A 24,095-nucleotide genomic window follows, 5' to 3' on the forward strand; every position below is an offset into this window, starting at 1 on the left:
ATTCACACGTTATTAAATTTATTGAATATGTTAACATCAAACAAATAAATTCTCTTTCGTATAGGTGATGAATGATGAATGACACGTATGGTGATAAAGTTCTGATTGTCGAAGGAAAATCAGATAAGAAAAAGGTTAAAAGTATCCTGAAGGAACCAATGGAGATTGTCTGCACAAATGGTACAATCAGTATGTCTAAATTGGATGAATTAATTGATACCCTCGAAGATAAAGAGGTCTATATCCTTGTTGATGCAGATGATGCAGGTGAGAAACTTCGCAAACAACTGAAAAGGGAATTCCCACAAGCGGAACATATTTATATAGATAAGATGTACCGTGAAGTTGCCACTGCACCAGTGTACCATCTTGCAACAGTCCTTTTAGGTGCAAATATCGATGTTCATACTCAATTTTTAGAAATGGGTTAACAAATGAACGATTGGAACCTAGATGAGGTATCATCATTCTTTAATAGTCATTCATCCGGACTCATTTACTTCTATACGCCTTTATGCGGTACTTGCCAGGTAGCATCCAGAATGCTCCAAGTCATAGAAAATATGGTTGATGTGAAAATAGGGAAAATGAATCTGAATTTTTATCCTGAGCTGGCAGAAAAATTTCAAATTGAAAGTGTTCCCTGCCTGCTTTTTATAAAGGATGGAGAACTGGTTGAGATGATTTATGCATTCAACTCTGTTCCTTTCTTATATGAAAAAATTAAACAATTATTACGATAAAACAGATGCCGATTGATGCGTCTGTTTTTTTTTTATTTCTCATCAAAAGCAGAAATTTGTCGGTAAAATTATAAAGGAATTCTACTTAACTGACTTGAATATATAACAGAATGGAGTGGAATCGGAGTGATGGAAAATGGAAGAAATGATACAGATTTTCCTTGCTGCTATCAAGAACAACGGTCACGTTCTCAAGTTGATTGAAAAATTGGAAGGTCTAACAATAAAGCTGGTTTGCGAAGGTCAAGAGGACTTCCTCATGTTTCATCGTGGCGAGGTTATTTTCCTTGTTGATTCTACCGACAGGGCTGTCACGTGCGATATAAGTGGTCAACGGGATTCCATTTATAGTCTGCTTGAAGGAAAAGAAAAATTAAGAAATCTTATTAACAACGGACAGCTAAAAGTTAAAGCTCCATTTCGTACCATTTTACTTATCGAATCAATCTTTTATTTAACCAAGTCAGAGGAACGGTATAGAAAATTTATTTCATAATAATTGAGGAGTGTTTAGTATGGGGGAAAATCATAAAAAATATCGTTTTGAAACGTTGAGTGTTCATGGAGGGTTAGCACCAGATCCAGTAACAGGAGCAAGAGCAGTACCAATCTACCAAAATAATGCCTATCAATTTAAGAATACCGAACATGCGGCAAATCTTTTCGCCTTGAAAGAGACCGGATACATATATACTCGAATCCACAACCCGACAACAACCGTTTTTGAAGAAAGAGTTGCCTTGTTAGAAGGCGGCGTTGGAGCCCTTGCAGTAGCAAGTGGAATGGCTGCGATTACCCTGGCAATATTAAATATTGCAGAAGCTGGTGATGAGATTGTTTCAGCTTCAACATTATATGGGGGTACCTACAATTTATTTGCCGTTACACTCCCGAAATATGGGATTAAAGTTAAGTTTGTAGATCCCGAAGATCCAGAAAATTTCCGTGCGGCTATCAATGAAAAAACAAAAGCGGTGTTTGCCGAAACGATTGGGAATCCGTCTTTAAGAATCCTTGATATTGACAAAGTTGCGGATATCGCCCACGCGGCAGGAGTTCCATTAATTATTGATAATACATTTGCTACACCGTACCTTTGCAGACCAATAGAATATGGTGCTGATATTGTTATTCATTCAGCAACGAAATGGCTTTTAGGGAATGGTACAACAACGGGAGGAATTATTGTAGACGGTGGTAGGTTCGACTGGAATTCACCTAAATTCCCAGGTTTTACAACTCCAGATCCAAGCTATCATGACCTTGTTTATGCTGAAGCATTAGGTGCTGCTGCCTATATTATTAAAGCGCGCGTACAACTTTTACGTGATTTAGGACCTTCTTTAAGTCCACAAAACGCTTTTCAGTTTACACTTGGACTAGAAACACTTCATGTTCGAATGAAGGAGCATGTAGCCAATACGAAGGAAGTAGTTGAGTACTTAGTCAAGCATCCTGCTGTTGAGTGGGTATCCTATCCTGGTCACGCTTCTCATCCTGATTATGAATTGGCAAGCAAGTATTTGCCTAAAGGTGCCGGGTCGATGATCGTTTTTGGAATCAAAGGCGGCAGAGAAGCCGGAGCAAAATTAATTGACTCCATTAAACTTTTCGCCCATGTAGCGAATGTTGGCGATGCGAAAAGCTTAATTATTCACCCTGCCAGCACTACTCATCAGCAGCTTGATACAGAAGGACTGAAGGCAGCTGGAGTTTCTGAGGATTTAATTCGACTCTCCATTGGTATTGAAAATGTAGAGGATTTAATTGAAGACCTAGAAGCAGCGATTGAGACCGCCACAGGTGTCGCTTCTTTAAAAGCAAAAGCCTAAAAAAGTTTATTCAAAATTTGAAGAAAATTTCGTTGACATCACTTTTTATCCATGTTACGATAATTTTCGTACTAAAATAATTTCTTTAATCAATGAACGTACTAATTGAATATAGATTGCTTTTAACTCTTATCAAGAGTGGTGGAGGGATGTGCCCGATGAAGCCCGGCAACCGTCAATATTATTATTGAAATGGTGCCAATTCACACAAAGCGGATGCTTTGGAAGATGGGAGAAAGGTCCTTATTTATGATGCCTTTCTGCCTATGCAGAAAGGCTTTTTAATTTTTCTACTATAGAATGTTTTTCTGGAATCAATCAAACCCTATATTTAAGCAGTCCGCTCTAATTGAAATTGTTGCAACTACACATTTTATTGGATAAAGAAGGTGATGGAATGATTTCTATAAAAGATGTCCGAAAGGTTTTCCCTTCTAAACAGGGGCAGCTGAAGGCAGTTGATGATGTTAATTTAGAAATACAAGAAGGGGAAATTTTCGGGGTAATCGGTTATAGTGGTGCGGGGAAAAGTACCTTAATTCGAATGCTTAATGGACTAGAGCTCCCGACAGAAGGATCTGTTACCGTTGCTGGCCGTGTTATTTCAAAAATTAAGGGCAGTGAGCTTCGGAAAGCACGCCAGGAAATAAGTATGATATTTCAGCATTTCAATTTGCTTTGGTCAAGAACGGTTAGCGAGAATATCTCGTTTCCTTTGGAGATAGCTGGCGTGGGTGGTTCTGAAAGACAAAGAAGAGTAAATGAATTGATTAAATTAGTGGGTCTTGAAGGAAGAGAAAATGCTTACCCGTCCCAGCTTAGCGGCGGTCAAAAACAACGTGTTGGAATTGCGCGGGCACTGGCCAACAATCCCAAAGTACTGCTTTGCGATGAAGCAACTTCAGCCCTAGACCCACAAACTACCGATTCTATTTTGGATTTGTTAGTTGATATCAATAAAAGGCTGGGATTAACAATTGTCCTGATCACTCATGAAATGCATGTCATCCGTAAAATCTGTCATCGGGTAGCGGTTATGGAAAGTGGCAGAATTGTGGAGCTTGGACAGGTGTTAGATGTGTTTAAAAACCCGCAGCAGAAGATTACGAAGCGTTTTGTTCAACAGGTTACCGAGCCAGAAGAAACAAAAGAAACGGCTGAGCATTTGTTAGAGCACTGTAAGACTGGACGGGTGGTACAATTAACGTTTATTGGTGAAGCAGCAGAGCAGCCAATTATTACGAATTTAATTCGAAATAATAATGTCACTGTTAATATCCTGCAGGGAAAGATCTCGCAGACTCAAAGCGGATCCTATGGATCGCTGTTTATTCATCTAGACGGTAATGACACGGAAGTCGATAAAGCAGTAGACTACATTCGTTCTCAACAGGTGGGAGTGGAGGTGGTTACGAATGAATGAGGAACGTTACTTTCAGGATATTGATTGGGAAGAAATGTGGGAGGCTACACTTCAAACCTTATATATGACAGGGATTTCTGTAGTCGCAACATTTATTTTAGGTATTTTACTTGGTATGCTGCTTTTCTTAACCTCAAAAGGGAACATTTGGGAGAACCGGCCAGTAAACATCGTAATCAGTGCAATTGTTAATATATTTCGCTCCATTCCCTTTATTATCTTAATTGTATTATTAATACCATTTACTATGTTCCTTGTTAAAAGCATGATCGGTGAAAATGCGGCTCTTCCAGCATTAATCATAGGTGCTGCGCCATTTTATGCAAGAATGGTTGAAATTGGTCTTAGGGAAATAGATAAAGGTGTAATTGAAGCAGCTAAGTCCATGGGGGCTACAACGAGCACGATTATCTGGAAGGTGTTACTTCCTGAATCAATGCCAGCCTTAGTATCAGGCATTACAGTTACCGCGATTGCGCTTGTAGGTTATACGGCCATGGCAGGAGTCATCGGTGCGGGAGGATTAGGAAACCTTGCATATCTAGAAGGGTTCCAGCGAAATCAGAATGATGTAACATTAATCGCGACTATCATTATTTTGATCATTGTGTTTGTAATTCAGTTTATCGGTGATATTATCACTTCAAAATTAGATAAAAGATAAAGGAGAGGGCAACATGAAAAAATTATTCAGTTTCGTTTTAGCATTATCATTCGTATTATTATTAGCAGCATGCGGTACTTCCGAAGAGAAGTCAACAGGTGGAGATGAAAAAGCAGAAACAACGGAATTAGTGGTAGGGGCATCTAATGTTCCTCACGCAGAAATCTTAGAAGAAGCTAGTGCGCTTTTAGAAGAAAAAGGTATCGAATTAAAGATTGAAACTTTCCAAGATTATGTATTACCAAACAAGGCATTGGATTCTAAAGAACTTGATGCAAACTATTTCCAGCACATTCCATATTTAACAGCTCAAATTAAAGAAAATGGTTATGACTTTGTAAACGCTGGCGGTATCCACATTGAGCCAATCGGAGTTTACTCTAAAAAATACAAAGATTTAAATGATTTACCTGATGGTGCACAATTAATTATGAGTAACTCTGTAGCCGACCATGGACGTCTTCTTTCCCTTCTTGAGGCAGAGGGATTAATTAAATTAAAAGAGGGCATTGATAAAACAACCGCAACAACGGAAGATGTTGTAGAAAATACAAAAAACCTTAAGTTTGATACAAATTATGAAGCAGCATTATTACCACAAATCTACAACAATGGTGAAGGAGACGCCGTACTAATCAACTCAAACTATGCGATTGACGCTGGTCTTAATCCATTAGAAGATTCCATTGCAATTGAAAATAGTGAGTCACCATATGTTAACGTAATCGCAGTTCGTAAAGGTGATGAAAACAAAGAAGCGATCAAAACATTGGTGGAAGTGCTGCGTTCTAAAGAAATTCAAGACTTCATCCTAGAAAAGTACAAAGGTGCAGTTGTACCAGTTTCAGAATAAGAAATATAATATATAAGAAAGACGAAAAGCCAGTGAAAAATAAACTCACTGGCTTTCGTCCATTTAAATTTTAGGCTGTACATGAAACAACGTTATTAGGTAAAAATAGGCAGGAAATAATAATGCTGATATCTTGGCAAAATAGAGATAAATACGATATGATTTAGTTCGTATGTGAATACATAAAGCGTTCACAAGTTTTAAAATTCCGAATTTATTATAGTACAAACACATCTTGTCTACCTATTCATTCTCATTTGGTTTGGGTTCAGTGAAAATAAAAATTCTTTCGTTATTCTAGAATGTTATTACTGTTTATGAGTTGCTAACAGATTCTATTTGTTATAAGATTGTAATGAGAATAAAGTGAGAATGAATTTTGGGGCTAAGTGTTTTAGGCTACAAGATACAAAATTATCTTTGCGGAGGTATATATATGGCTGGGTCAACATTAACGATCAAAGATTTACATGTAGAAATTGATGGAAAAGAAATTTTAAAAGGTGTAAACCTCGAAATAAAAGGTGGAGAAATTCACGCGATCATGGGACCAAATGGTACTGGTAAATCTACTTTATCTTCTGCTATCATGGGTCATCCGAAATATGAAGTAACAAGCGGTTCCATTATGTTAGATGATCAAAACGTACTTGAAATGGAAGTAGATGAGCGCGCACGTGCTGGTCTATTCTTAGCCATGCAATATCCAAGCGAAATTAATGGTGTAACAAATGCTGATTTCTTACGTTCTGCCTTAAATAGCCGTCTTGGCGAAGGCAATGAAATTTCACTTATGAAATTCATCCGTAAAATGGATAAGCAAATGGAATTCCTTGAAATGGATCTCGATATGGCACAGCGTTACCTAAATGAAGGATTTTCTGGTGGAGAGAAAAAGCGTAATGAAATCCTGCAATTAATGATGCTTGAGCCAAGGATTGCGATTTTAGACGAAATCGACTCTGGATTGGACATTGATGCATTAAAGGTTGTTTCTAAAGGAATCAATGAAATGCGCGGAGAAGAATTCGGTTGCTTAATTATTACTCACTATCAAAGACTTTTAAATTATATCACTCCTGACTATGTGCACGTAATGATGCAGGGCCGTGTTGTAAAATCAGGCGGACCAGAACTAGCACAACGCTTAGAAGCAGAAGGATATGACTGGATCAAGCAAGAGCTCGGAATCGAAGATGAAACAGTTGGGCAAGAAGCGTAAGAGTTAGCGTTAGGAGGATAATGATGACAACAGAAACGAATTTATCATATGATAAAGATTTTGTTCGTTCATTTTCTAAAGAATTGAACGAGCCTGTGTGGATGGAAGAATTGCGTTTAAAAGCATTAGAATTGAGCGAATCTCTTCCAATGCCAAGACCGGATAAAACAAAAATTGATAAGTGGAACTTTACTCAATTTGATTCCACTACCGTGAAAAGTGAAACTTTTTCTTCACTAGCTGAGCTTCCAGAAGAAGTAAAAGCATTAATTGGTGATGAATCGACAGCAAAAAATCTTTATATTCAACGAAATCATACCCCTGCCTATATTTCTTTAACACAGGAATTAAAGGGGCAAGGCGTCATTTTTACGGATATCTTTACTGCCGTTCGTGAACATAGCGAGCTGGTACAGAAGTACTTGTTAACAGACGCAGTTAAAACAGACGAACACCGCCTGATTGCCCTTCATGCAGCACTTATGAATGGCGGAGCATTCTTGTACATTCCTAAAAATGTTGAAATTAAAGAACCGATTCATTCCATTTATTTACATGATTCTGCAGAAGCAAACCTTGTTAATCATGTTTTAGTTGTAGCTGATGATAACAGCGCAGTTACGTACGTAGAAAATTACCTATCAACTCTTGAAACTGCTAATAGTGTCTTTAATATCGTAACAGAGGTCATTGCAAAAGCTGGTGCAAAAGTTCAGTATGGTGCAGTTGATACTCTTGCAAAAGGGATCACCACGTACGTGAATCGTCGTGGATCAGCTGGAAGAGATGCTAGAATTGAATGGGCACTTGGATTAATGAATGAAGGAAATACCATTTCTGAGAATACAACCAACTTAGTTGGTGATGGTGCTTATGGTGATACAAAAACAGTGGTTGTTGGACGTGGTGAGCAGATTCAAAACTTTACAACAAAAGTTGTTCATTATGGGAAAAACAGCGAAGGTTATATTTTAAAGCACGGTGTTATGAAGGACAGCGCTTCTTCCATTTTTAATGGAATTGGTCATATCCTGCATGGTGCTTCAAAATCCAATGCTGAACAAGAATCACGTGTACTTATGCTAAGTGAAAAAGCTCGCGGTGACGCAAATCCTATTCTTCTCATTGATGAAGATGACGTAACAGCAGGTCATGCTGCTTCAGTTGGCCGTGTGGATCCTGTGCAGCTATACTACCTAATGAGCCGCGGAATTCCGAAAAAGGAAGCAGAACGTTTGGTTATTCATGGTTTCCTTGCTCCAGTAGTAAACCAGCTGCCAATTGAAGGAGTAAAGAAGCAGTTAACAGCTGTAATTGAAAGGAAAGTACGATAATGAATGTCCTGGATATTCGTCGTCAATTCCCTATTTTAGATCAAGAAGTAAACGGTAAACCTCTTGTCTATCTCGATAGTTCAGCAACATCTCAAAAACCAATCCAAGTCATTGAGACAGTGGAGAAATATTATAAAGAAATCAATTCCAATGTTCATCGTGGTGTTCACACGCTTGGAACACGCGCAACGGATGCCTACGAAGGTGCACGGGAAAAGGTTCGTAAATTCATTAATGCAAAATCAACCCAAGAAGTTATTTTTACCAGGGGAACCACGACAGCTTTAAATACAGTTGCTGCAAGCTATGCAGCTGTAAACTTAAACGCTGGTGACGAAATTGTCATTACGTATATGGAACACCACAGTAATATTATTCCTTGGCAGCAGGTGGCAAAACGAACTGGAGCAGTGTTAAAGTACATCCCGCTTCAGGAAGATGGCACAATATCACTTGAAGATGTAAAAGCCACCATTACAGCAAATACTCGTGTTGTTTCTGTTATGCAGGTTTCAAATGTACTAGGTGTTATTAATCCTGTTAAGGAAATTGCTAAAATTGCACATGAGAATGGCGCGATTATGGTAGTCGATGGGGCCCAAAGTGCGCCTCATATGAAAATAGATGTTCAAGATTTAGATTGTGACTTCTTGGCTTTTTCCGGACATAAGATGTGTGCTCCTACGGGTATCGGAGTTCTTTACGGGAAAAAGCATTTGTTAGAAAATATGGAACCAATCGAATTCGGCGGGGAAATGATTGATTTCGTTCATTTACAAGAATCAACATGGAAAGAGCTGCCGTGGAAGTTCGAAGCGGGAACACCGATTATTGCAGGTGCGATTGGTCTTGGAGCTGCAATCGACTTTTTAAATGAAATTGGCTTAGATAATATTGCAGAACACGAGCATAAGCTTGCTGCCTACGCTTTGGAAAAAATGTCTTCTGTACCTGGGATGACGATTTATGGACCGTTAGACGCCGCAAAACGTGCAGGTCTCGTTACTTTTAATATTAGTGATGTACACCCGCATGATGTGGCAACTGTCCTTGACGCGGAAGGTATAGCTGTCCGTGCAGGACACCACTGCGCACAGCCGTTGATGAAATGGTTGAAGGCTTCAGCTACTGCTCGTGCAAGCTTTTATTTATACAACACAGAAGACGATATTGATAAGCTGGTTGAAGGACTTGTTAAAACAAAGGAGTATTTCAGCGATGTCTTCTAATTTAGATGCACTTTACCGTCAAGTTATTATGGATCACTATAAAAAGCCGCGTAACCGCGGACTGTTAGAGGATGGCAGTCACACCATCAATATGAACAATCCTACTTGTGGCGACCGAATTCAATTGACATTTAAAGTTGAAAATGGAATCGTTAAGGATGTAGGATTTGAAGGAGAAGGCTGTTCAATATCGATGTCATCTGCTTCGATGATGACCCAAGCCATCAAGGGGAAAAAAGTAGAGGAAGCGATTAGGCTTTCAAAGATATTCTCCGATATGATTCAAGGGAAAGACTACGATGATGATGTGGACTTAGGTGACATCGAGGCACTTCAGGGTGTCTCTAAATTCCCAGCCCGAATCAAATGTGCTACGCTTGCATGGAAGGCAATGGAAAAAGGATTGAATGAAGAGGAACAACAATAGAACAACCTAGGGATCCTTCCCTAGTTGTTTATGAAATGGAGGAATACGACGATGGCGAAGAAAATGCCGGAAATCGGTGATTATAAATACGGATTTGCCGATAAGGACGTTTCCATATTCCGATCAAAACGTGGTCTAACAAGTGAAATTGTTGAAGAGATTTCAAAACTTAAAAATGAACCACAATGGATGCTAGACTTCCGTTTAAAATCACTTGAGCATTTTTATAAAATGCCAATGCCTCAATGGGGCGGAGATTTAGGCTCATTGAATTTTGACGAAATCACTTATTATGTAAAACCATCTGAGAAATCGGAAAAATCATGGGATGAAGTCCCTGAAGAAATTAAAGCAACGTTTGACAAACTAGGGATTCCTGAAGCAGAGCAGAAGTACCTTGCTGGTGTATCTGCTCAGTACGAATCTGAGGTTGTTTACCATAATATGAAGGAAGAACTTGAGGATTTAGGTATCGTCTTTAAAGATACTGATTCTGCTCTTAGAGAGAATGAGGATATCTTCCGTGAGCACTGGGCAAAGGTTATTCCGCCAACAGATAACAAATTTTCTGCCTTGAATTCTGCTGTTTGGTCTGGCGGTTCTTTCATCTACGTACCACCAGGTGTAAAAGTAGATACACCTTTACAAGCGTACTTCCGAATTAACTCTGAAAATATGGGGCAATTTGAGCGTACGTTAATCATCGTTGATGAAGGCGCACATGTTCATTATGTAGAAGGCTGTACTGCACCTGTTTATACAACAAATTCACTTCATAGTGCGGTTGTTGAAATTATCATTAAAAAAGACGCTTATTGCCGTTATACAACGATCCAAAACTGGGCAAACAATGTATTCAACTTAGTTACGAAGCGTGCTGTTTGTGAAGCGAATGCAACAATGGAATGGATAGATGGGAACATCGGTTCAAAATTAACGATGAAGTACCCAGCTGTTATTTTAAAAGGTGAAGGTGCACGTGGTATGACTTTATCCATTGCGATCGCAGGTAAAGGTCAGCACCAGGATGCAGGAGCAAAGATGATTCATTTAGCTCCTAACACTTCTTCAACCATTGTTTCAAAATCGATTTCAAAGCATGGCGGTAAAGTTACTTATCGTGGTGTTGTTCACTTTGGACGTAAAGCGGATGGTGCTCGTGCAAATATCGAATGTGATACGTTGATTATGGATAATCAATCAACTTCCGATACAATCCCTTACAACGAAATCCTAAACGATAACATTTCACTTGAGCACGAAGCAAAAGTTTCAAAAGTATCTGAAGAACAGCTCTTCTACTTGATGAGCCGTGGTATTTCAGAACAAGAAGCAACTGAAATGATCGTAATGGGCTTCATTGAACCATTTACGAAAGAATTACCAATGGAATACGCAGTCGAAATGAACCGCCTGATTAAGTTTGAAATGGAAGGTTCTATCGGTTAAACCACTAAAGGAGACGAACTTTTCAGTTCGTCTCCTTTTCTTTCAAAGCCACAGGACAAACAACATAAATGTTAACCATACATATTTTTTGCCCTTTTGACCTATACAAAAGTGAATATTAGTTCATTTAATATACTAAGGGAGATGATGATAATGGTAAAAATTATGTTAGATCCTGGCCACGATATTAACACGCCTGGAAAACGTGCTCCAGATGGGAGTATGCGCGAATTTGAATTTAATAAGGCAACAGCTATTCATACAGCCAACCTACTTGCTCAATATAATGGAGTAGAGGTATTCTTCTCTCACGATTTAAACGATGCTATTGATACGAGTCTAAATGCACGTGCAGACTTAGCCAACCGCTTACAAGTAAATTGTTTGGTAAGCATCCACGCAAACGCTGGAGCAGCTTCTGCAAGAGGGATAGAAACCTATATTTACCTCAATACACCTACAAGCACCGATAATCTGGCACGAATGATTCATGATAATACAATAAATATAACCGGCATGCCCAATCGCGGTGTGAAGCGTGCTGACTTTGCTATCTTACGTCAAACCAACATGGACGCACTTTTAATTGAATGTGGGTTTATGACCAATAATGAGGATTTAGCATTGCTTAAATCTGATGAATACCGAAGGAAATGTGCACAAGGTATCGTCAATGGTTTAGTTCAATTTTACGGTTTGACTAAGAAACCAGCACCAGTAGGACCGCCTGGACCCTCTGTTGTGTATGAAGCACATGTGGAAAACATAGGCTGGCAAGGACCAAGGAGGAATGGAGAAACAGCAGGAACTACGGGCAGGTCTTTAAGGCTTGAGGCATTAACGGTAAGATTAGAAAATTCTAATGCAAGGTTAGAAATGGAAGGTCACGTTGAAAATAAAGGATGGACAACTGTAAGAACAAATGGTGAAATTTTTGGAACTGTGGGGGAAGGATTACGCCTAGAAGCAATCAAAATAAAAAGTGATCAACATACTATTTTATATAGGGTACATGTGCAGGATGCTGGTTGGACGGATTGGAAGAAAAACGGTGAAGTAGCAGGTACCACAGGGCAAGCGTTACGGATTGAAGCGGTTCAGATTAAACTAGCTTAATAACAAAAGCCTTCCCTTCTATCAGTTGAAATATGGGCTGAAAATAGTAATCCGCTTGCCCTATAGGCAGGGGGATTTATTTTGTTTTTCGAACTACTTAGCTGGGGCAAGAAATACTGGCGGATGGCGAGAAATACTGGAGGATGGCGAGAAATACTGGCGGATAGCAAGAAATACTTGCGGATAGCAGAAAGTCCCAACTAGGGGTATATTATTATTACGCAGGTGGAGGTGATATAGGATGATTTACATCGGTGTAACAGGTTGGGGAGATCATGATAGCTTATATCCTGGTCAAGTGCCTCCACGTGATAAGTTAAAAGAATATGCAGGTCATTTTCCAACAGTTGAAGTGGATAATGCTTTTTATGCGATTCAACCGAAGCGGAATGCAGCTAAATGGGTGAATGATACCCCTACCTCGTTTCAGTTCGTCGTGAAGGCCTACCAGGGGATGACAGGCCATCAGCGCGGAGAAACTCCATTCGCTACCAAACAAGAACTGTTTCAGGCTTTTAAAGAATCTCTAGAACCATACATAGAAGCAAACAAATTGGCAATGGTCCTTTTTCAGTTCCCGCCTTGGTTCGATTGTAAGCGGGAAAACGTTGAATATTTACGTTGGTGCAAAAATGTTATGGGAGATGTACCCTGTGCGCTTGAGTTCAGGCACCAATCTTGGTTTACACCCCGAATTCGCCAGCATACATTAGATTTTATGAAAGAGGAAAAATGGATACATAGTATTTGTGATGAACCCCAATCAGGGGCGGGCTCCATTCCAGCCATATTAGAGGCGATTAACTCTGAAAAACTTCTCATTCGATTCCATGGACGAAACGTGCATGGCTGGCAAAAACGTCAGGCTGAAAATTGGCGTGAGGTTCGCTACCTCTATCGTTATAATCAACAAGAACTCCAAGAATGGGCAAATATTATTAGGAAATTAGCCAAGGATTCTGCTAATGTCTATGTTCTCTTTAACAATAATTCAGGCGGAGACGCGGCAGATAACGCCAAAGCAATGATTAACCTTTTAGATATAAAATATGAGGACCTAGCTCCTAGACAACTGGATCTATTTTGAATTAAAGGAGAAATAGTATGGAGTGGATTGTTTTAATACTGATAGGAATAGCAGGCAGTTCATTAGGAAGTTTAATTGGATTGGGAGGAGGGATCGTAATTGTTCCTTCTTTGCTCTTTTTAGGCTCTCTGTCTACATTTGGTTATATTTCCCCTCAAACAGCTGTGGGCACCTCCCTTTTTACAATGATTTTCACCGGACTTTCCTCCACTTTAGCTTATATGAAGCATAAAACGGTGGATTATAAAAGTGGATTGATATTTTTAATTGGGAGTGGTCCGGGAAGTATCCTAGGGGCATGGGTAACGGAAATATTAGATTTAAAATCATTTAATTTATTTTTTGGCATTTTTATCATATTTGTTTCTTTTGTACTGTTATTAAAAGATAAAGTAAAACCGGTTCCTTATCGTAAAGATAAGGGGATTGTCCGAAGCTTTACGGATAACTCAGGAAAAATCTTTGAGTATGGATTTAACCCTGTGATGGGAGTCATTATTTCGTTTGTCGTCGGCTTTTTATCCGGTATCTTAGGTGTTGGCGGGGGATCGTTGATGGTGCCAACCATGATTCTGTTCTTTTTCTTTCCGCCACACGTCGCAACAGCCACATCCATGTTTATGATATTACCAACATCCATCCTAAGCTCGATTACCCATATCACTCTAGGAAATGTTGATTGGCTGCTTGCACTGGCATTAGTTCCTGGAGCATGGATTGGTGCAAAGGTCGGTGTCTATTTAAACACAAGGCTAAAAAGCAAAACCATTGTTTTTTTACTGCGAACCATATTAATAATTGTCGGCATACGATTAATCTATCAAGGTATTATTGGTTAAAAAGGATGCGAGTTATCCATGGAATTCATTCACATATATCATACAAATGACCTTCATAGCCATTTAAAGCGATGGTCGCGAATTCAGCATTTCTTAACTAGCCGAAGAAAATATCACGAAGAAGCGGGGGAGGAATTTTTTCTCTTTGACATTGGTGATTTTATTGACCGGTGGCACCCGCTTTCTGAGGGAACCCAGGGGCAAGGAAATATTGAGTTGTTAAATGATAGCGGTTATACCGCCGTTACGATTGGTAACAATGAGGGTATCAACTTCCCTTATGAAGGGCTGAATCATTTGTATGACAACAGAAAATTTGATGTTATACTGGCTAATCTCTATAACAGTAACAGGCAGTATCCAGCGTGGCTGGAACCATACAAAATTTATCAGACCCAAAAGGGTACGAGAATTGGTGTGATTGGATTAACAGCCTATTATTCGCTCTTGTATGAGTTATTAGGCTGGCAGCTTACAGAACCTCTTGAAGAGTTGAAAAAATGGATACAGCCACTTAGATCTCAATCAGATGTCATTATCTTGCTATCTCACCTAGGACTGAACCATGATGAACAAATTGCAAGGGAATTTCCAGAGGTCGATATCATTCTTGGCGGTCACACCCACCATAAACTTCCTGAGGGAAAGTTGGAGGGAGATACATTACTTGCTGGGGCTGGTAAGCATGGAAGATTTGTAGGGCATGTTTCCATTCAAGTTGATGAGAGACAAATAAACAGCAAACAAGCGGTATTATATAATGTAATGGAGCTTCTTCCGGTACCAAATGAGAAAATGATTTATAAGGAGCTTTACCGTAAAGGTAAGAAATTGTTAAATCAAAAAATTAAAACGGTTCCTAATGAATACACGCATGATTTATTCCAAGAAACGGAACTTGCACAGCTCCTTTGTCAAGCGCTAAGAGAATGGTGCAGAGCAGATTGTGCATTTATGAATAGTGGTCTTATTTTGGGTCCATTATCAAGTAAGGTGACATTGTATGATTTGCTTTCTATTTGTCCACACCCGATTAATCCTTGTAAAATTGAACTAACAGGCAGTGAATTAAAGAAGGTATTACTTGAAACAAGGGATGAAAACTGGGCACAGCAGCAAGTGGCCGGGCTTGGTTTTAGGGGAACAGTGATGGGAGCAAGTATATATGACAGGATTACCTTTAATGAAAACAACGACATCTATGTCAATGGTCATCCACTAGATTTAACCCAACGCTATACGCTTGCGGTACCAGATATGTTTACCTTCGGACATTTTTTCAAAGAGGTTTTTCCACAGAAGAAAAAGGAATATTTTCTTCCTGAATTTTTACGGGACATACTGAAATGGAAATTAGAAAAGTAGTCCTAAAATGTATACACGCTTTTTCTCTCGCTTTCATAAGTTGATAGTGAGGAAGGGAGTGTGTAAATTGATTGAGTTATCACCGGTAGAGATTAATGGTCACACGTTCTTGGCTGTTACTGTCTTGCTGCCGAAAACTACACTGCTCTCAATAAGCAATGATAAGGGATATATCATGTGCGGTGCTTTAGATGTTGGGTTATTAAATGAAAAGTTAAAGGATCGCAAAATCATTGCCGCTAGAGCAGTGGGTGTAAGAACGATTGAACAGCTCCTTAATGCTCCAATGGAGTCGGTTACAGCTGAGGCAGAAGCAATCGGGATTACAAAAGGAATGATCGGAAAAGACGCCTTGTTGAAAATGGTATGAAAGCTTGCATTCGTGCAGGCTTTTTCTTATGTCAAGCAAGCTAGTATAAATTTATAGGCTAGTTCATCCCTTTCCCGCATACATATAACATGTAAGGGGGGATCATATTTGGCTAAGTTTCGAGTGCGTCACCGAAAACGGGGACCGTTACCTTTCCGATACGTTTTGTTATTATCGTTTGTCTTTTTTATTTTATCTACTGCAATGGGAATATGGCTGGTTAATAAAGGTATTGAGCCTTCCCTGATGAGATATGCGGAATCAAAAACGAATCAAATCGCCTCGCAGGTAATCAATAAAGCCATTAATAAAAAAACCGTAGAGGTAGGGGATGTCATCGCAGTAGAGCCGGGAGAAAATGGTGCGCAGCCGAGCGCTAGTTTAAATACAGAAGTGATCAATCAAAAGTTATCTGAAATCACCAATGAGATACAAAAAAACTTAAATGCGGCAGAGAAAGGGGATCTCGCCTCATTAGAGCAATTAACAGACGTTGATATTGAGGTGAATGAGGAAAGAGAGGATGGGATTGTTTGGAATGTTCCATTGGGGCAAGCCACCAACATGGCTTTGTTAGGAAATTTAGGTCCTAAAATACCCGTTAGATTTCATGCGATTGGTGAGGTACGACCTGATGTAAAAATCGACCCAAAACCGATGGGCATCAATAATACATGGATTGATGTTGCTATTCATTTAGAGGTGTCCGTACAAATTATAACTCCGTTTGCAACTGAAATTACCAAACTAGAGCAGAAAATTCCTGTTGGAGGAAGATTAATTCAGGGCGATGTACCACAATTTTATAATAATGGTGGGAATGGTGTTACACCATCCATTGAAATACCTTCTCCTCAGAATTAGAAGGACTGTCAAAAGGACAGTCCTATTTTTTCGATTTTAATGCTTGTCTTTCTTGCTGTTTCCACAATCTTAAATGCGGGGTTGGGTCAAAAGACCATTCGGTATAACCGTTATCTTTATACATACCATAGTGCAAATGAGGTGGAAACTTTCCAGATGTTCCCGGAGGTCCATATCCGGAACTGCCCACTCCGCCAATCAAGGTTCCGGGTTCAACGATTTGTCCAACCTTTAAATCTTTAGCAAAACCGCTAAGATGAGCAAAATAATGATACGTATTATTAATATCACGAATTCCAACTCTCCAGCCGCCGAACTTATTCCAGCCCTTCATTTCCACTATGCCATAGTTTGTAGCACGTACTGGAACACCGTAACCTGCAAAAATATCGGTACCCTCATGAATTCTTCTGCCGCCCCAGCCCCTTGCATCGCCCCACGTACTGCGATAACTGTGATTGCTGCGTAAGGGCAGCGGGAATACATGGGTATCTAAATCTAACCGGCCAAAATGGCGGTACATTTTCGCCTTCCCAACTATAATGCTAACTGTTTTGTCACGGTGATAATAATTCCATAACCCAATTTTAATATTATCATCGTCTATTCCATATGAAAGAAGATAATTGGCGAAAGTATATAAGACATCTTCGTCACTCTTTAAACTAGCTTTTCCATCTCCATCCCCATCGACGCCCATACCATTGAAAAATTGGATAATTGCTGGGTTTTCTTCTTCAGGATTTGGATTTGTGGGTCCAGCCCATTTCTCCGGAGTGAAATAAATGCCAATTACACTTTCTGCTTTAGGTAAATCTTTGCGTACCTGCCGAATAGTCCTTTCATACTGATCCACAGCAGCTAAGTAATACCAAGGAATGAGTGTAACAGTTTCAACCTTTTTGTATAGCTTCATTCTTTCCTGATATTCATCAGGACCTTTAGCATGAGCATCCCTGAGAGAAAAGCTCATAAATAAGAGGATTGTTCCAATTATCAGAAATGCCCGCACAGGAATCCTCCTTCCGATTATTGTACGCTTTTAGTTTATGATTTCTAGGCAATTTCATTATGGACAATAATTGGAAATAGAGCTTACGAAGTTGTCTGCTTGTTGTAGTGACAAAAAGTATGGTAAAGTGACAAGGAGCAAACTCATTTATAGGGGTGGAAAAGTGAGCAGGAATAGTGAATACCTAAGAAAACCGGAATGGTTGAAAATAAAATTAAATACGAATGAACATTATACAGGATTAAAAAAAATGATGCGCGAGAAAAATCTACATACGGTTTGTGAAGAAGCGCGCTGCCCTAATATTCATGAATGCTGGGCTGAGAGAAGAACGGCTACCTTCATGATCCTTGGTGATACATGTACACGTGCCTGCCGTTTCTGTGCCGTTAAAACAGGATTGCCAACAGAATTAGATTTGGCTGAACCAGAACGCGTGGCAGACTCTGTTCAATTAATGAACTTAAAACATGTTGTGGTCACTGCAGTGGCGAGGGATGATTTAAAAGATGGCGGTGCAGCTGTTTTTGCTGAAACCGTTAGAGCGATTAGAAGAAAAAATCCTTTTACAAGCATTGAAGTTCTTCCTTCAGATATGGGCGGGAAAGAAGAAAACCTAGCCTTATTGATGGATGCAAAACCTGACATTCTGAATCATAATATTGAAACGGTAAGACGACTAACACCAAGAGTTAGAGCACGTGCAAAGTATGACCGTTCATTAGAATTTTTACGTAGAGCAAAAGAAATGCAGCCAACTATCCCAACTAAATCCAGCTTAATGGTTGGACTGGGCGAAACAAAAGAAGAAATTATTGAGGTCATGGATGACCTTAGAGCAAATCATGTGGATATTATGACGATTGGACAATATTTACAACCGTCAAAAAGCCATCTGAAGGTTGAAAAATATTATCGCCCTGAGGAATTCGCTGAATTACGCGAAATTGCCCTCACAAAAGGTTTTAGTCATTGTGAAGCAGGTCCATTAGTCCGTTCATCCTACCATGCAGATGAACAAGTGAATGCTGCTGCCAAACACAAACAATTGCTTGGTGAAACAGAAGCCAAAGAAGCTTAGTCTAAATAGTAAAAGAGTTCAGTCCGCTTGGGCTGAACTCTTTTTGTTAGCGGGTTGTATTCATATTATCATCTGCGGTAGCACCGTTTTCGTCTTCGTTATCGCTTATGCGATTTCCTTGCGGCGATTTCTTCATTTGTGTAATTAAACCATTCACTAAATTTCTGGCATTGTGACTAGTGGAATCCAGATTTGCCAAATTTTCTACATCGCGCATTAATTTTGTATTGTCTGAAACATATACATGATAGTATCTAGGGACCACAGACATAGCCGTTCTCTTTACTTGGTCTGCGGTCCGGTTACGGTCTTTTGAATCTGTATCATAGGAAACGAGAACTTCCTGGTCGGTCACAAGAGTGGCAACATCATCAACATTCGGAATATCTGTGCTTAACTGACTAATAATATTAGCCACTTGTTCACGGTCTATCGCTGCGTAGTGTTGAGTTCCACCCCTGTCACCTTGAATCGGGCTTTTTTGATGACGGACAAAGCCATAATCATCACTTACATTTCGAACACCCTGGCTGCCGCCTTCATTATAAAGCTCTTCACGTTTGTTATTGACATTTATGGTATCTCCATTTTCTTTATAAACGTCACGATTTGCCATATCCCTTGCGCAGCCTGCTGCTGTTAGGAGTAAACAAAAAACAATCATTATCGGCCATTTTTTCACTTTAAGCACCTCCTTTTTATAGAATAGCCAAATAACTGATTTTTTTTCTTAGTAATTGATGGTGAATCGGTTATAATGAAAGAAAGATTGACTGGTAAATTTGAGGTGATAACATGATCAATATAAACGGCGCCACGTATGAAATCGTGCAGGAACATAGAGATGCCTTTAATGAGGAGGCTCTAAAGGCGAGATACAGTGATATATTATCCAGATATGATTATATTGTCGGGGATTGGGGATATGGACAACTCCGGCTTAAAGGCTTTTTTGAAGATCAGAATCAAAAAGCTACTTTTGATACCAAAATCAGTACATTAAGTGAATATTTATATGAATACTGTAATTTTGGCTGTGCTTATTTTGTCTTGAAAAAAGTCAAAAAGTAATAAAAAAGGGCTGGCCAAAATGGCAAGCCTTTATTATGGTATCTGCAAGCTTCAGCGCTGGTTAACGTGCTGAGGCTTTAATGCGTATAAGGAGGTTGTTCCTCTTTATTTGGGTCGTCATGTGTCGGGTGAGCCCCTTCCATTTGACGAGGAATATCCTGATGAAAGGTCTTATTCTCATAATTAAAGTTGCTATAATAACGCTGCCCTTCCTGCCATGGAGTACTTTTATTTTGAACAGGTTCATCTTTACGAATTGGAGATCCAAATGGGCCATCTGGAAATTCCTCTGCGGTCAGAAAGTTCTTCCGTTTTTCAACATTAGACAGATCAAAATAACTTCTTGATTCTTTTTCCGCCATACTATCACTCCTTTTGTTTTTATTATGTAGTAAGGAGTGATAAAAAATTAAATTAATTCTAATAAAAAGGAACGTAACTCTTCGGCGTCCTCTTCATTCAATTGGAAAGCGTATTCTATATACCCTTCCTCTTTCAAGTCATCCTCACCGATAATCGCAAAACGATTCCCTTGTAAATCGAGTACAAGACTCTTTCCATAATGACGATCTGTTTTAACAATCGCCAAATCAAAGCGCTGGTTGTCACCAACAAAACTTACAAATCGTGTCTTTGTATCCTCTGTATCATCATATAAGAAAAAACGTTCTTTCATGTAATGTGCTCCTTTAATTAATTTATTGGATCCTTTTTATATTACCAAATAATCAGGAAATGGGGGAATATTTGGCGTTAATAGAAAATTGCTAAAAATTTACTGAAAGAAAAAACGGATTTTGTCAAATTGTGTTACAATAGACTTATTATTGTCGTATGTTGTTTTTGAGAGGGATGGATTCCGTGGACTGTCGTTACATGAAAAAAGTTAAGAGTGTAATGCAATGGGGAAAGATTATTTTACCTCTTTCGTCCATGCGGTATTACCCTCCTCAATTTAACTTGCGTAATCCTTTATTGGAAGGGGTAACGAACGCTTTTGAGGCAGGGCATGAGGTAGTGGTAATTGTTTTTAAATTAAGTAACCTACATGATTTAATAGAACAAGCAGACGCCCGCCAGCATTCTAAATTGTTGAAAAACATAAAGAAACTTTTTCAAAACGCCGTCGAACAGACCGTTAACCCAAAGGAGTTAATTACTCTTAATGATTATTATGGGGAAGGAATTACGCTATTAATTACCGTTGACCACGATAGACATTCTATTTCAAATATTGATATCCTGTTGAAAAAATTAACAGACGAGGTATCGAATAGCTACATGAAACTGTATTCTTCTGTGTATCCAACTTTTGAGGTTGGGTATATGTTTGTGGATAAATATGATTATTCTATCCAAGAATCTATATTTAAAGCACATAGACAGGCAATTGGTATGGCAGAAAAGCGGGAGCAGCTAGAGATTAATGAAATGATCTTGGCGATTAATAAAATTATTACCAAAAAGAATATTACTTTGTTTGCGCAGCCTATTATCGATGTTGCCACAAGTGAGATACGGGCATGGGAACTGCTTACTCGTGGACCTAAAGGGACCGTTCTAGAAGCTCCTTTACAGCTTTTTTCAGTTGCTAGACAAACAGGACGTTTGTACGAATTAGAAATGATTGTAATGGAAAAAATGCTCCAGCAAGTAAAAGCGTCCCGCTGCCATCAAGATATATTTGTTAATTGCACCCCTTTAACTTTAGGGAATATTAGATTTACAAGTGATTTGAAAAAACTGCTTCAGAAATATAGGGGAATATCCCCGAAACAAATTACTTTTGAGGTCACAGAACGGGATTCCATTGAGGGATTGAAGAATTTTGCGTTTAATATTAATGTATTGCGCTTAATGGGTTTTAAGATTGCTGTTGACGATACAGGAGCGGGTTATGCAAGCTTAAATACCATTAGTGAACTTATGCCCGACATAATAAAAATAGATCGTTCCGTGATAGAAAATATAGATAAAAACTCTGTTAAGGAGTCTATGTTAAAGGGATTGCTTCTTGTTGCAAAAGAGGCAGGATCTTTAGTGGTGGCTGAAGGTATTGAAAACCAAGAAGAGGCATCCGTATTAACGAGAAATAATGTTGACTTGGCACAGGGTAATTTTTATGCCCGTCCAGCGATGTTTTTTGATGAAATTGCAACATAAGTGATTATGAAAGAGGAAGTGGATGAAATGTATTTTGTAGACCGCGAAAAGTTGGAGACCACATTGGTGTTTCTAGAAAAGCAAATCAGTCTATTTTCTAATCAGGACCAATGGTCCACACCGATAGAAAAAGCAGCATTAGAACGGATTACGCATTTAATGATTGAATCAGTGTTAGATGTGGGTAACGCAATGATAGATGGGTTTATTATGAGGGACCCTGGGAGTTACGAAGATATCATTGAGATTTTAATCGATGAAAAGGTTATTACAGAGGAAACGGGTAAAAGCTTAAAAACACTCGTCCATTATCGTAAGGTTCTCGTCCAGTTGTATACGGAAATTGATCATAATGACCTTGAATATCAGTTCTCCAGTCTTCTTAACGAGTTAGCTTTATTCCCTAAGAATGTGCGAGACTATCTTGAGAATGAACTGGGTCCTGTATCTGCATTTATTTAAGAATTTACTAACCGCTTTTGCGGTTCTTTTTATTTATCGGATATGATACATATAGGGGTGATTACATGAAAAAGTATAAAGGTTATTTAATTGATCTTGATGGAACGATGTATAAAGGTTCGGAAAAAATTGAAGCAGCAGGAGTTTTTGTGAAAAAATTAAAGGAAAAGAGTATTCCATATTTATTCGTAACTAATAATTCATCACGGACACCAGCCCAAGTAGCTCAAAAGCTATTAGATTTTGATATTCCTGCTCATGAGGACCTTGTTTTTACAACAAGCCAGGCAACAGCTAATTATATCTATAGTCAAAAGCAAGATGCGTCCGTTTATGTAATAGGTGAGGAAGGTCTTCGTATGGCTATGGAGGAAAAGAAATTCACATTTGCCACGGAGAATGCAGAATATGTTGTCATCGGTATTGACCGCGAGATTAGCTATGAAAAATTAGCAGTAGCATGCCTGGCTGTCCGTAATGGCGCTTCCTTTATCTCTACAAACGGAGACATAGCGATACCCACGGAAAGAGGCTTAGTCCCTGGAAATGGTTCGCTTACCTCTGTGATTGCCGTTTCAACACAAACCAAGCCGACTTTTATTGGAAAGCCTGAGTCGATCATTATGGAGCAGGCGTTAAAGGTGTTGGGCGCTACTAAAGAAGAGACACTCATGGTGGGCGATTATTATGATACCGATATTTTAGCGGGGATGAATGCAGGGCTTGATACCTTGTTAGTTCACACGGGTGTCACAACGAAGGAATTACTTGCAGGATATGACCGAAAACCTACATATGCCATAGATTCATTGGATCAATGGGAGCCGTAAGAAAAGGATGTAATTTTCGACTTTGAGAATTGTCTAGCTTCAGCGCCTAGGGGGCTCGGGGTCATAAGCCAATCCGTCAGGAAGGTTAAAGAACAACCTTCCCGCCGGCTCGTCTTAAGCCTGTCGCCCCTGGACAAGGCGCTTCCGCTTTTCTATTCCACATGTGCTGCTCGGTGAGCAAGTCGGCTTGAGGCTGCAGCTGCGATTGCACCGACAATGTCGTCTAAAAATGTATGGCATTCTCCTGTTGATTTATCATTTAAACGGGCTAATATTCCAGGCTTTTGCTTATCGATATAGCCATAATTCGTAAAGCCAATGGACCCGTACACATTCACGATGGATAGTGCTAGAATCTCATCGACACCATAAAGGCTTTCATCTGTTTTAATAATGGATTGGATCGGTTCTTCCAGCATGTTTTTCTCGGCTAACATATCCAGTTGAATTCCTGTTATGATGGCATTTTGAACCTCACGTTTTGATATGACGCGTTCTACATTCGCAATACAGTCTTCCATTTTTAGGTTCTCATGGTATTTTTCCTGCAAGAAATAGACTAAATCCGCGATATCCTGAATATCAACGCCTCTTTCTTTAATCCATCTTCGTGCCGTTTCTTCTGTTAAATCCATTTTTTTATCTTCTGCCATCCATTT

The 24,095-nt window shown here is 39.2% G+C and carries 28 protein-coding genes and 1 riboswitch; of the genes, 23 read left to right on the forward strand and 5 right to left on the reverse strand.

What is annotated here, in order from left to right; genetic code table 11:
• Positions 1-74: 74 nt before the first annotated feature.
• The 18 genes from ACIQAA_RS11505 (at position 75) to yunB (ending at position 16,817) form a co-directional block, all read left to right on the forward strand.
• Positions 75-431 (forward strand): toprim domain-containing protein, encoded by a 357-nt coding sequence (locus ACIQAA_RS11505; RefSeq protein WP_402619131.1) that lies wholly within the window; start codon positions 75-77, stop codon positions 429-431.
• 3 nt (positions 432-434) lie between these two features.
• Positions 435-743: a thioredoxin family protein gene (locus ACIQAA_RS11510; protein ID WP_402619133.1), complete on the forward strand. Its 309-nt coding sequence runs from the start codon at positions 435-437 to the stop codon at positions 741-743.
• 136 nt (positions 744-879) lie between these two features.
• Positions 880-1,239 (forward strand): SCP2 sterol-binding domain-containing protein, encoded by a 360-nt coding sequence (locus ACIQAA_RS11515; protein ID WP_402619136.1) that lies wholly within the window; start codon positions 880-882, stop codon positions 1,237-1,239.
• Between the two features lie 19 nt (positions 1,240-1,258).
• Positions 1,259-2,575 (forward strand): O-acetylhomoserine aminocarboxypropyltransferase/cysteine synthase family protein, encoded by a 1,317-nt coding sequence (locus tag ACIQAA_RS11520; protein ID WP_402619139.1) that lies wholly within the window; start codon positions 1,259-1,261, stop codon positions 2,573-2,575.
• A gap of 126 nt (positions 2,576-2,701) precedes the next feature.
• A riboswitch (SAM riboswitch) is annotated at positions 2,702-2,810 on the forward strand.
• Positions 2,811-2,972: 162 nt separating this feature from the next.
• Entirely contained in the window at positions 2,973-3,998 is a 1,026-nt protein-coding gene (locus tag ACIQAA_RS11525) for a methionine ABC transporter ATP-binding protein (protein WP_402619140.1), read from the forward strand.
• Positions 3,991-4,662 carry a methionine ABC transporter permease gene (locus ACIQAA_RS11530; protein ID WP_402619142.1) on the forward strand — a complete coding sequence of 224 codons (672 nt, stop codon included), beginning with the start codon at positions 3,991-3,993 and terminating at the stop codon, positions 4,660-4,662. The genes ACIQAA_RS11525 and ACIQAA_RS11530 overlap by 8 nt, the downstream gene beginning before the upstream one ends.
• Before the next feature lie 13 nt (positions 4,663-4,675).
• The gene (locus tag ACIQAA_RS11535) at positions 4,676-5,515 is read left to right on the forward strand and encodes a MetQ/NlpA family ABC transporter substrate-binding protein (protein WP_402619145.1); all 840 of its coding nucleotides are present in this window, start codon (positions 4,676-4,678) and stop codon (positions 5,513-5,515) included.
• Between the two features lie 436 nt (positions 5,516-5,951).
• Entirely contained in the window at positions 5,952-6,737 is a 786-nt protein-coding gene (gene sufC / locus ACIQAA_RS11540) for a Fe-S cluster assembly ATPase SufC (protein WP_402619148.1), read from the forward strand.
• A gap of 23 nt (positions 6,738-6,760) precedes the next feature.
• Complete coding sequence (gene sufD / locus ACIQAA_RS11545; RefSeq protein WP_402619150.1) at positions 6,761-8,071, forward strand: Fe-S cluster assembly protein SufD; 1,311 nt, start codon at positions 6,761-6,763, stop codon at positions 8,069-8,071.
• On the forward strand, positions 8,071-9,300 hold the full coding sequence (locus tag ACIQAA_RS11550) for a cysteine desulfurase (RefSeq protein ID WP_402619153.1): 1,230 nt from the start codon (positions 8,071-8,073) through the stop codon (positions 9,298-9,300). Before sufD ends, ACIQAA_RS11550 begins: the two co-directional genes overlap by 1 nt.
• Positions 9,290-9,727, forward strand: a complete 438-nt coding sequence (gene sufU / locus ACIQAA_RS11555; RefSeq protein ID WP_402619155.1) for a Fe-S cluster assembly sulfur transfer protein SufU — start codon at positions 9,290-9,292, stop codon at positions 9,725-9,727. The genes ACIQAA_RS11550 and sufU overlap by 11 nt, the downstream gene beginning before the upstream one ends.
• A 51-nt stretch (positions 9,728-9,778) precedes the next feature.
• On the forward strand, positions 9,779-11,176 hold the full coding sequence (sufB, locus tag ACIQAA_RS11560) for a Fe-S cluster assembly protein SufB (protein WP_402619158.1): 1,398 nt from the start codon (positions 9,779-9,781) through the stop codon (positions 11,174-11,176).
• Between the two features lie 153 nt (positions 11,177-11,329).
• Positions 11,330-12,292, forward strand: a complete 963-nt coding sequence (locus tag ACIQAA_RS11565; RefSeq protein ID WP_402619161.1) for an N-acetylmuramoyl-L-alanine amidase — start codon at positions 11,330-11,332, stop codon at positions 12,290-12,292.
• 241 nt (positions 12,293-12,533) lie between these two features.
• The gene (locus ACIQAA_RS11570; protein ID WP_402619164.1) at positions 12,534-13,379 is read left to right on the forward strand and encodes a DUF72 domain-containing protein; all 846 of its coding nucleotides are present in this window, start codon (positions 12,534-12,536) and stop codon (positions 13,377-13,379) included.
• A 17-nt stretch (positions 13,380-13,396) separates the two neighbouring features.
• Positions 13,397-14,218: a sulfite exporter TauE/SafE family protein gene (locus ACIQAA_RS11575; protein WP_402619167.1), complete on the forward strand. Its 822-nt coding sequence runs from the start codon at positions 13,397-13,399 to the stop codon at positions 14,216-14,218.
• Between the two features lie 18 nt (positions 14,219-14,236).
• Positions 14,237-15,583, forward strand: coding sequence for a bifunctional metallophosphatase/5'-nucleotidase (locus ACIQAA_RS11580; protein ID WP_402619170.1), 1,347 nt, complete (start codon positions 14,237-14,239; stop codon positions 15,581-15,583).
• A 67-nt stretch (positions 15,584-15,650) separates the two neighbouring features.
• A complete protein-coding gene (locus ACIQAA_RS11585; protein ID WP_402619173.1) occupies positions 15,651-15,953 on the forward strand; it encodes a YunC family protein in 303 nt (100 codons plus the stop codon).
• 108 nt (positions 15,954-16,061) lie between these two features.
• Entirely contained in the window at positions 16,062-16,817 is a 756-nt protein-coding gene (yunB, locus tag ACIQAA_RS11590) for a sporulation protein YunB (protein WP_402619175.1), read from the forward strand.
• Between the two features lie 22 nt (positions 16,818-16,839).
• Here the strand turns inward: yunB and ACIQAA_RS11595 are convergent, their stop codons facing one another.
• Complete coding sequence (locus ACIQAA_RS11595) at positions 16,840-17,790, reverse strand: M23 family metallopeptidase (protein ID WP_402619541.1); 951 nt, start codon at positions 17,788-17,790, stop codon at positions 16,840-16,842.
• A 184-nt stretch (positions 17,791-17,974) separates the two neighbouring features.
• Here ACIQAA_RS11595 and lipA point away from each other — a divergent pair, with 184 nt between their 5' ends.
• Entirely contained in the window at positions 17,975-18,910 is a 936-nt protein-coding gene (lipA, locus tag ACIQAA_RS11600; protein ID WP_402619544.1) for a lipoyl synthase, read from the forward strand.
• Between the two features lie 46 nt (positions 18,911-18,956).
• Here the strand turns inward: lipA and ACIQAA_RS11605 are convergent, their stop codons facing one another.
• Positions 18,957-19,592 carry a YhcN/YlaJ family sporulation lipoprotein gene (locus ACIQAA_RS11605; RefSeq protein WP_402619178.1) on the reverse strand — a complete coding sequence of 212 codons (636 nt, stop codon included), beginning with the start codon at positions 19,590-19,592 and terminating at the stop codon, positions 18,957-18,959.
• A gap of 113 nt (positions 19,593-19,705) precedes the next feature.
• Between ACIQAA_RS11605 and ACIQAA_RS11610 the strand changes: the two genes are divergently transcribed.
• The gene (locus ACIQAA_RS11610) at positions 19,706-19,981 is read left to right on the forward strand and encodes a YutD family protein (protein ID WP_283862024.1); all 276 of its coding nucleotides are present in this window, start codon (positions 19,706-19,708) and stop codon (positions 19,979-19,981) included.
• Between the two features lie 77 nt (positions 19,982-20,058).
• Here the strand turns inward: ACIQAA_RS11610 and ACIQAA_RS11615 are convergent, their stop codons facing one another.
• Positions 20,059-20,343 (reverse strand): cytosolic protein, encoded by a 285-nt coding sequence (locus tag ACIQAA_RS11615; RefSeq protein WP_402619181.1) that lies wholly within the window; start codon positions 20,341-20,343, stop codon positions 20,059-20,061.
• Between the two features lie 47 nt (positions 20,344-20,390).
• Positions 20,391-20,657: a DUF3055 domain-containing protein gene (locus ACIQAA_RS11620; RefSeq protein ID WP_402619183.1), complete on the reverse strand. Its 267-nt coding sequence runs from the start codon at positions 20,655-20,657 to the stop codon at positions 20,391-20,393.
• 200 nt (positions 20,658-20,857) lie between these two features.
• Between ACIQAA_RS11620 and ACIQAA_RS11625 the strand changes: the two genes are divergently transcribed.
• From ACIQAA_RS11625 to ACIQAA_RS11635, 3 genes are all read left to right on the forward strand, one after another.
• Complete coding sequence (locus ACIQAA_RS11625; protein ID WP_402619185.1) at positions 20,858-22,144, forward strand: EAL domain-containing protein; 1,287 nt, start codon at positions 20,858-20,860, stop codon at positions 22,142-22,144.
• A gap of 27 nt (positions 22,145-22,171) precedes the next feature.
• Positions 22,172-22,606, forward strand: a complete 435-nt coding sequence (locus tag ACIQAA_RS11630; protein WP_402619187.1) for a DUF86 domain-containing protein — start codon at positions 22,172-22,174, stop codon at positions 22,604-22,606.
• Positions 22,607-22,671: 65 nt separating this feature from the next.
• A complete protein-coding gene (locus ACIQAA_RS11635; RefSeq protein ID WP_402619191.1) occupies positions 22,672-23,436 on the forward strand; it encodes a TIGR01457 family HAD-type hydrolase in 765 nt (254 codons plus the stop codon).
• A gap of 152 nt (positions 23,437-23,588) precedes the next feature.
• Here ACIQAA_RS11635 and ACIQAA_RS11640 read toward each other — a convergent pair whose 3' ends face one another.
• Positions 23,589-24,089 (reverse strand): phosphatidylglycerophosphatase A family protein, encoded by a 501-nt coding sequence (locus ACIQAA_RS11640; RefSeq protein WP_402619194.1) that lies wholly within the window; start codon positions 24,087-24,089, stop codon positions 23,589-23,591.
• Positions 24,090-24,095 lie beyond the last annotated feature (6 nt).

The sequence above is a fragment of the Neobacillus sp. NPDC093182 genome, assembly GCF_044754045.1.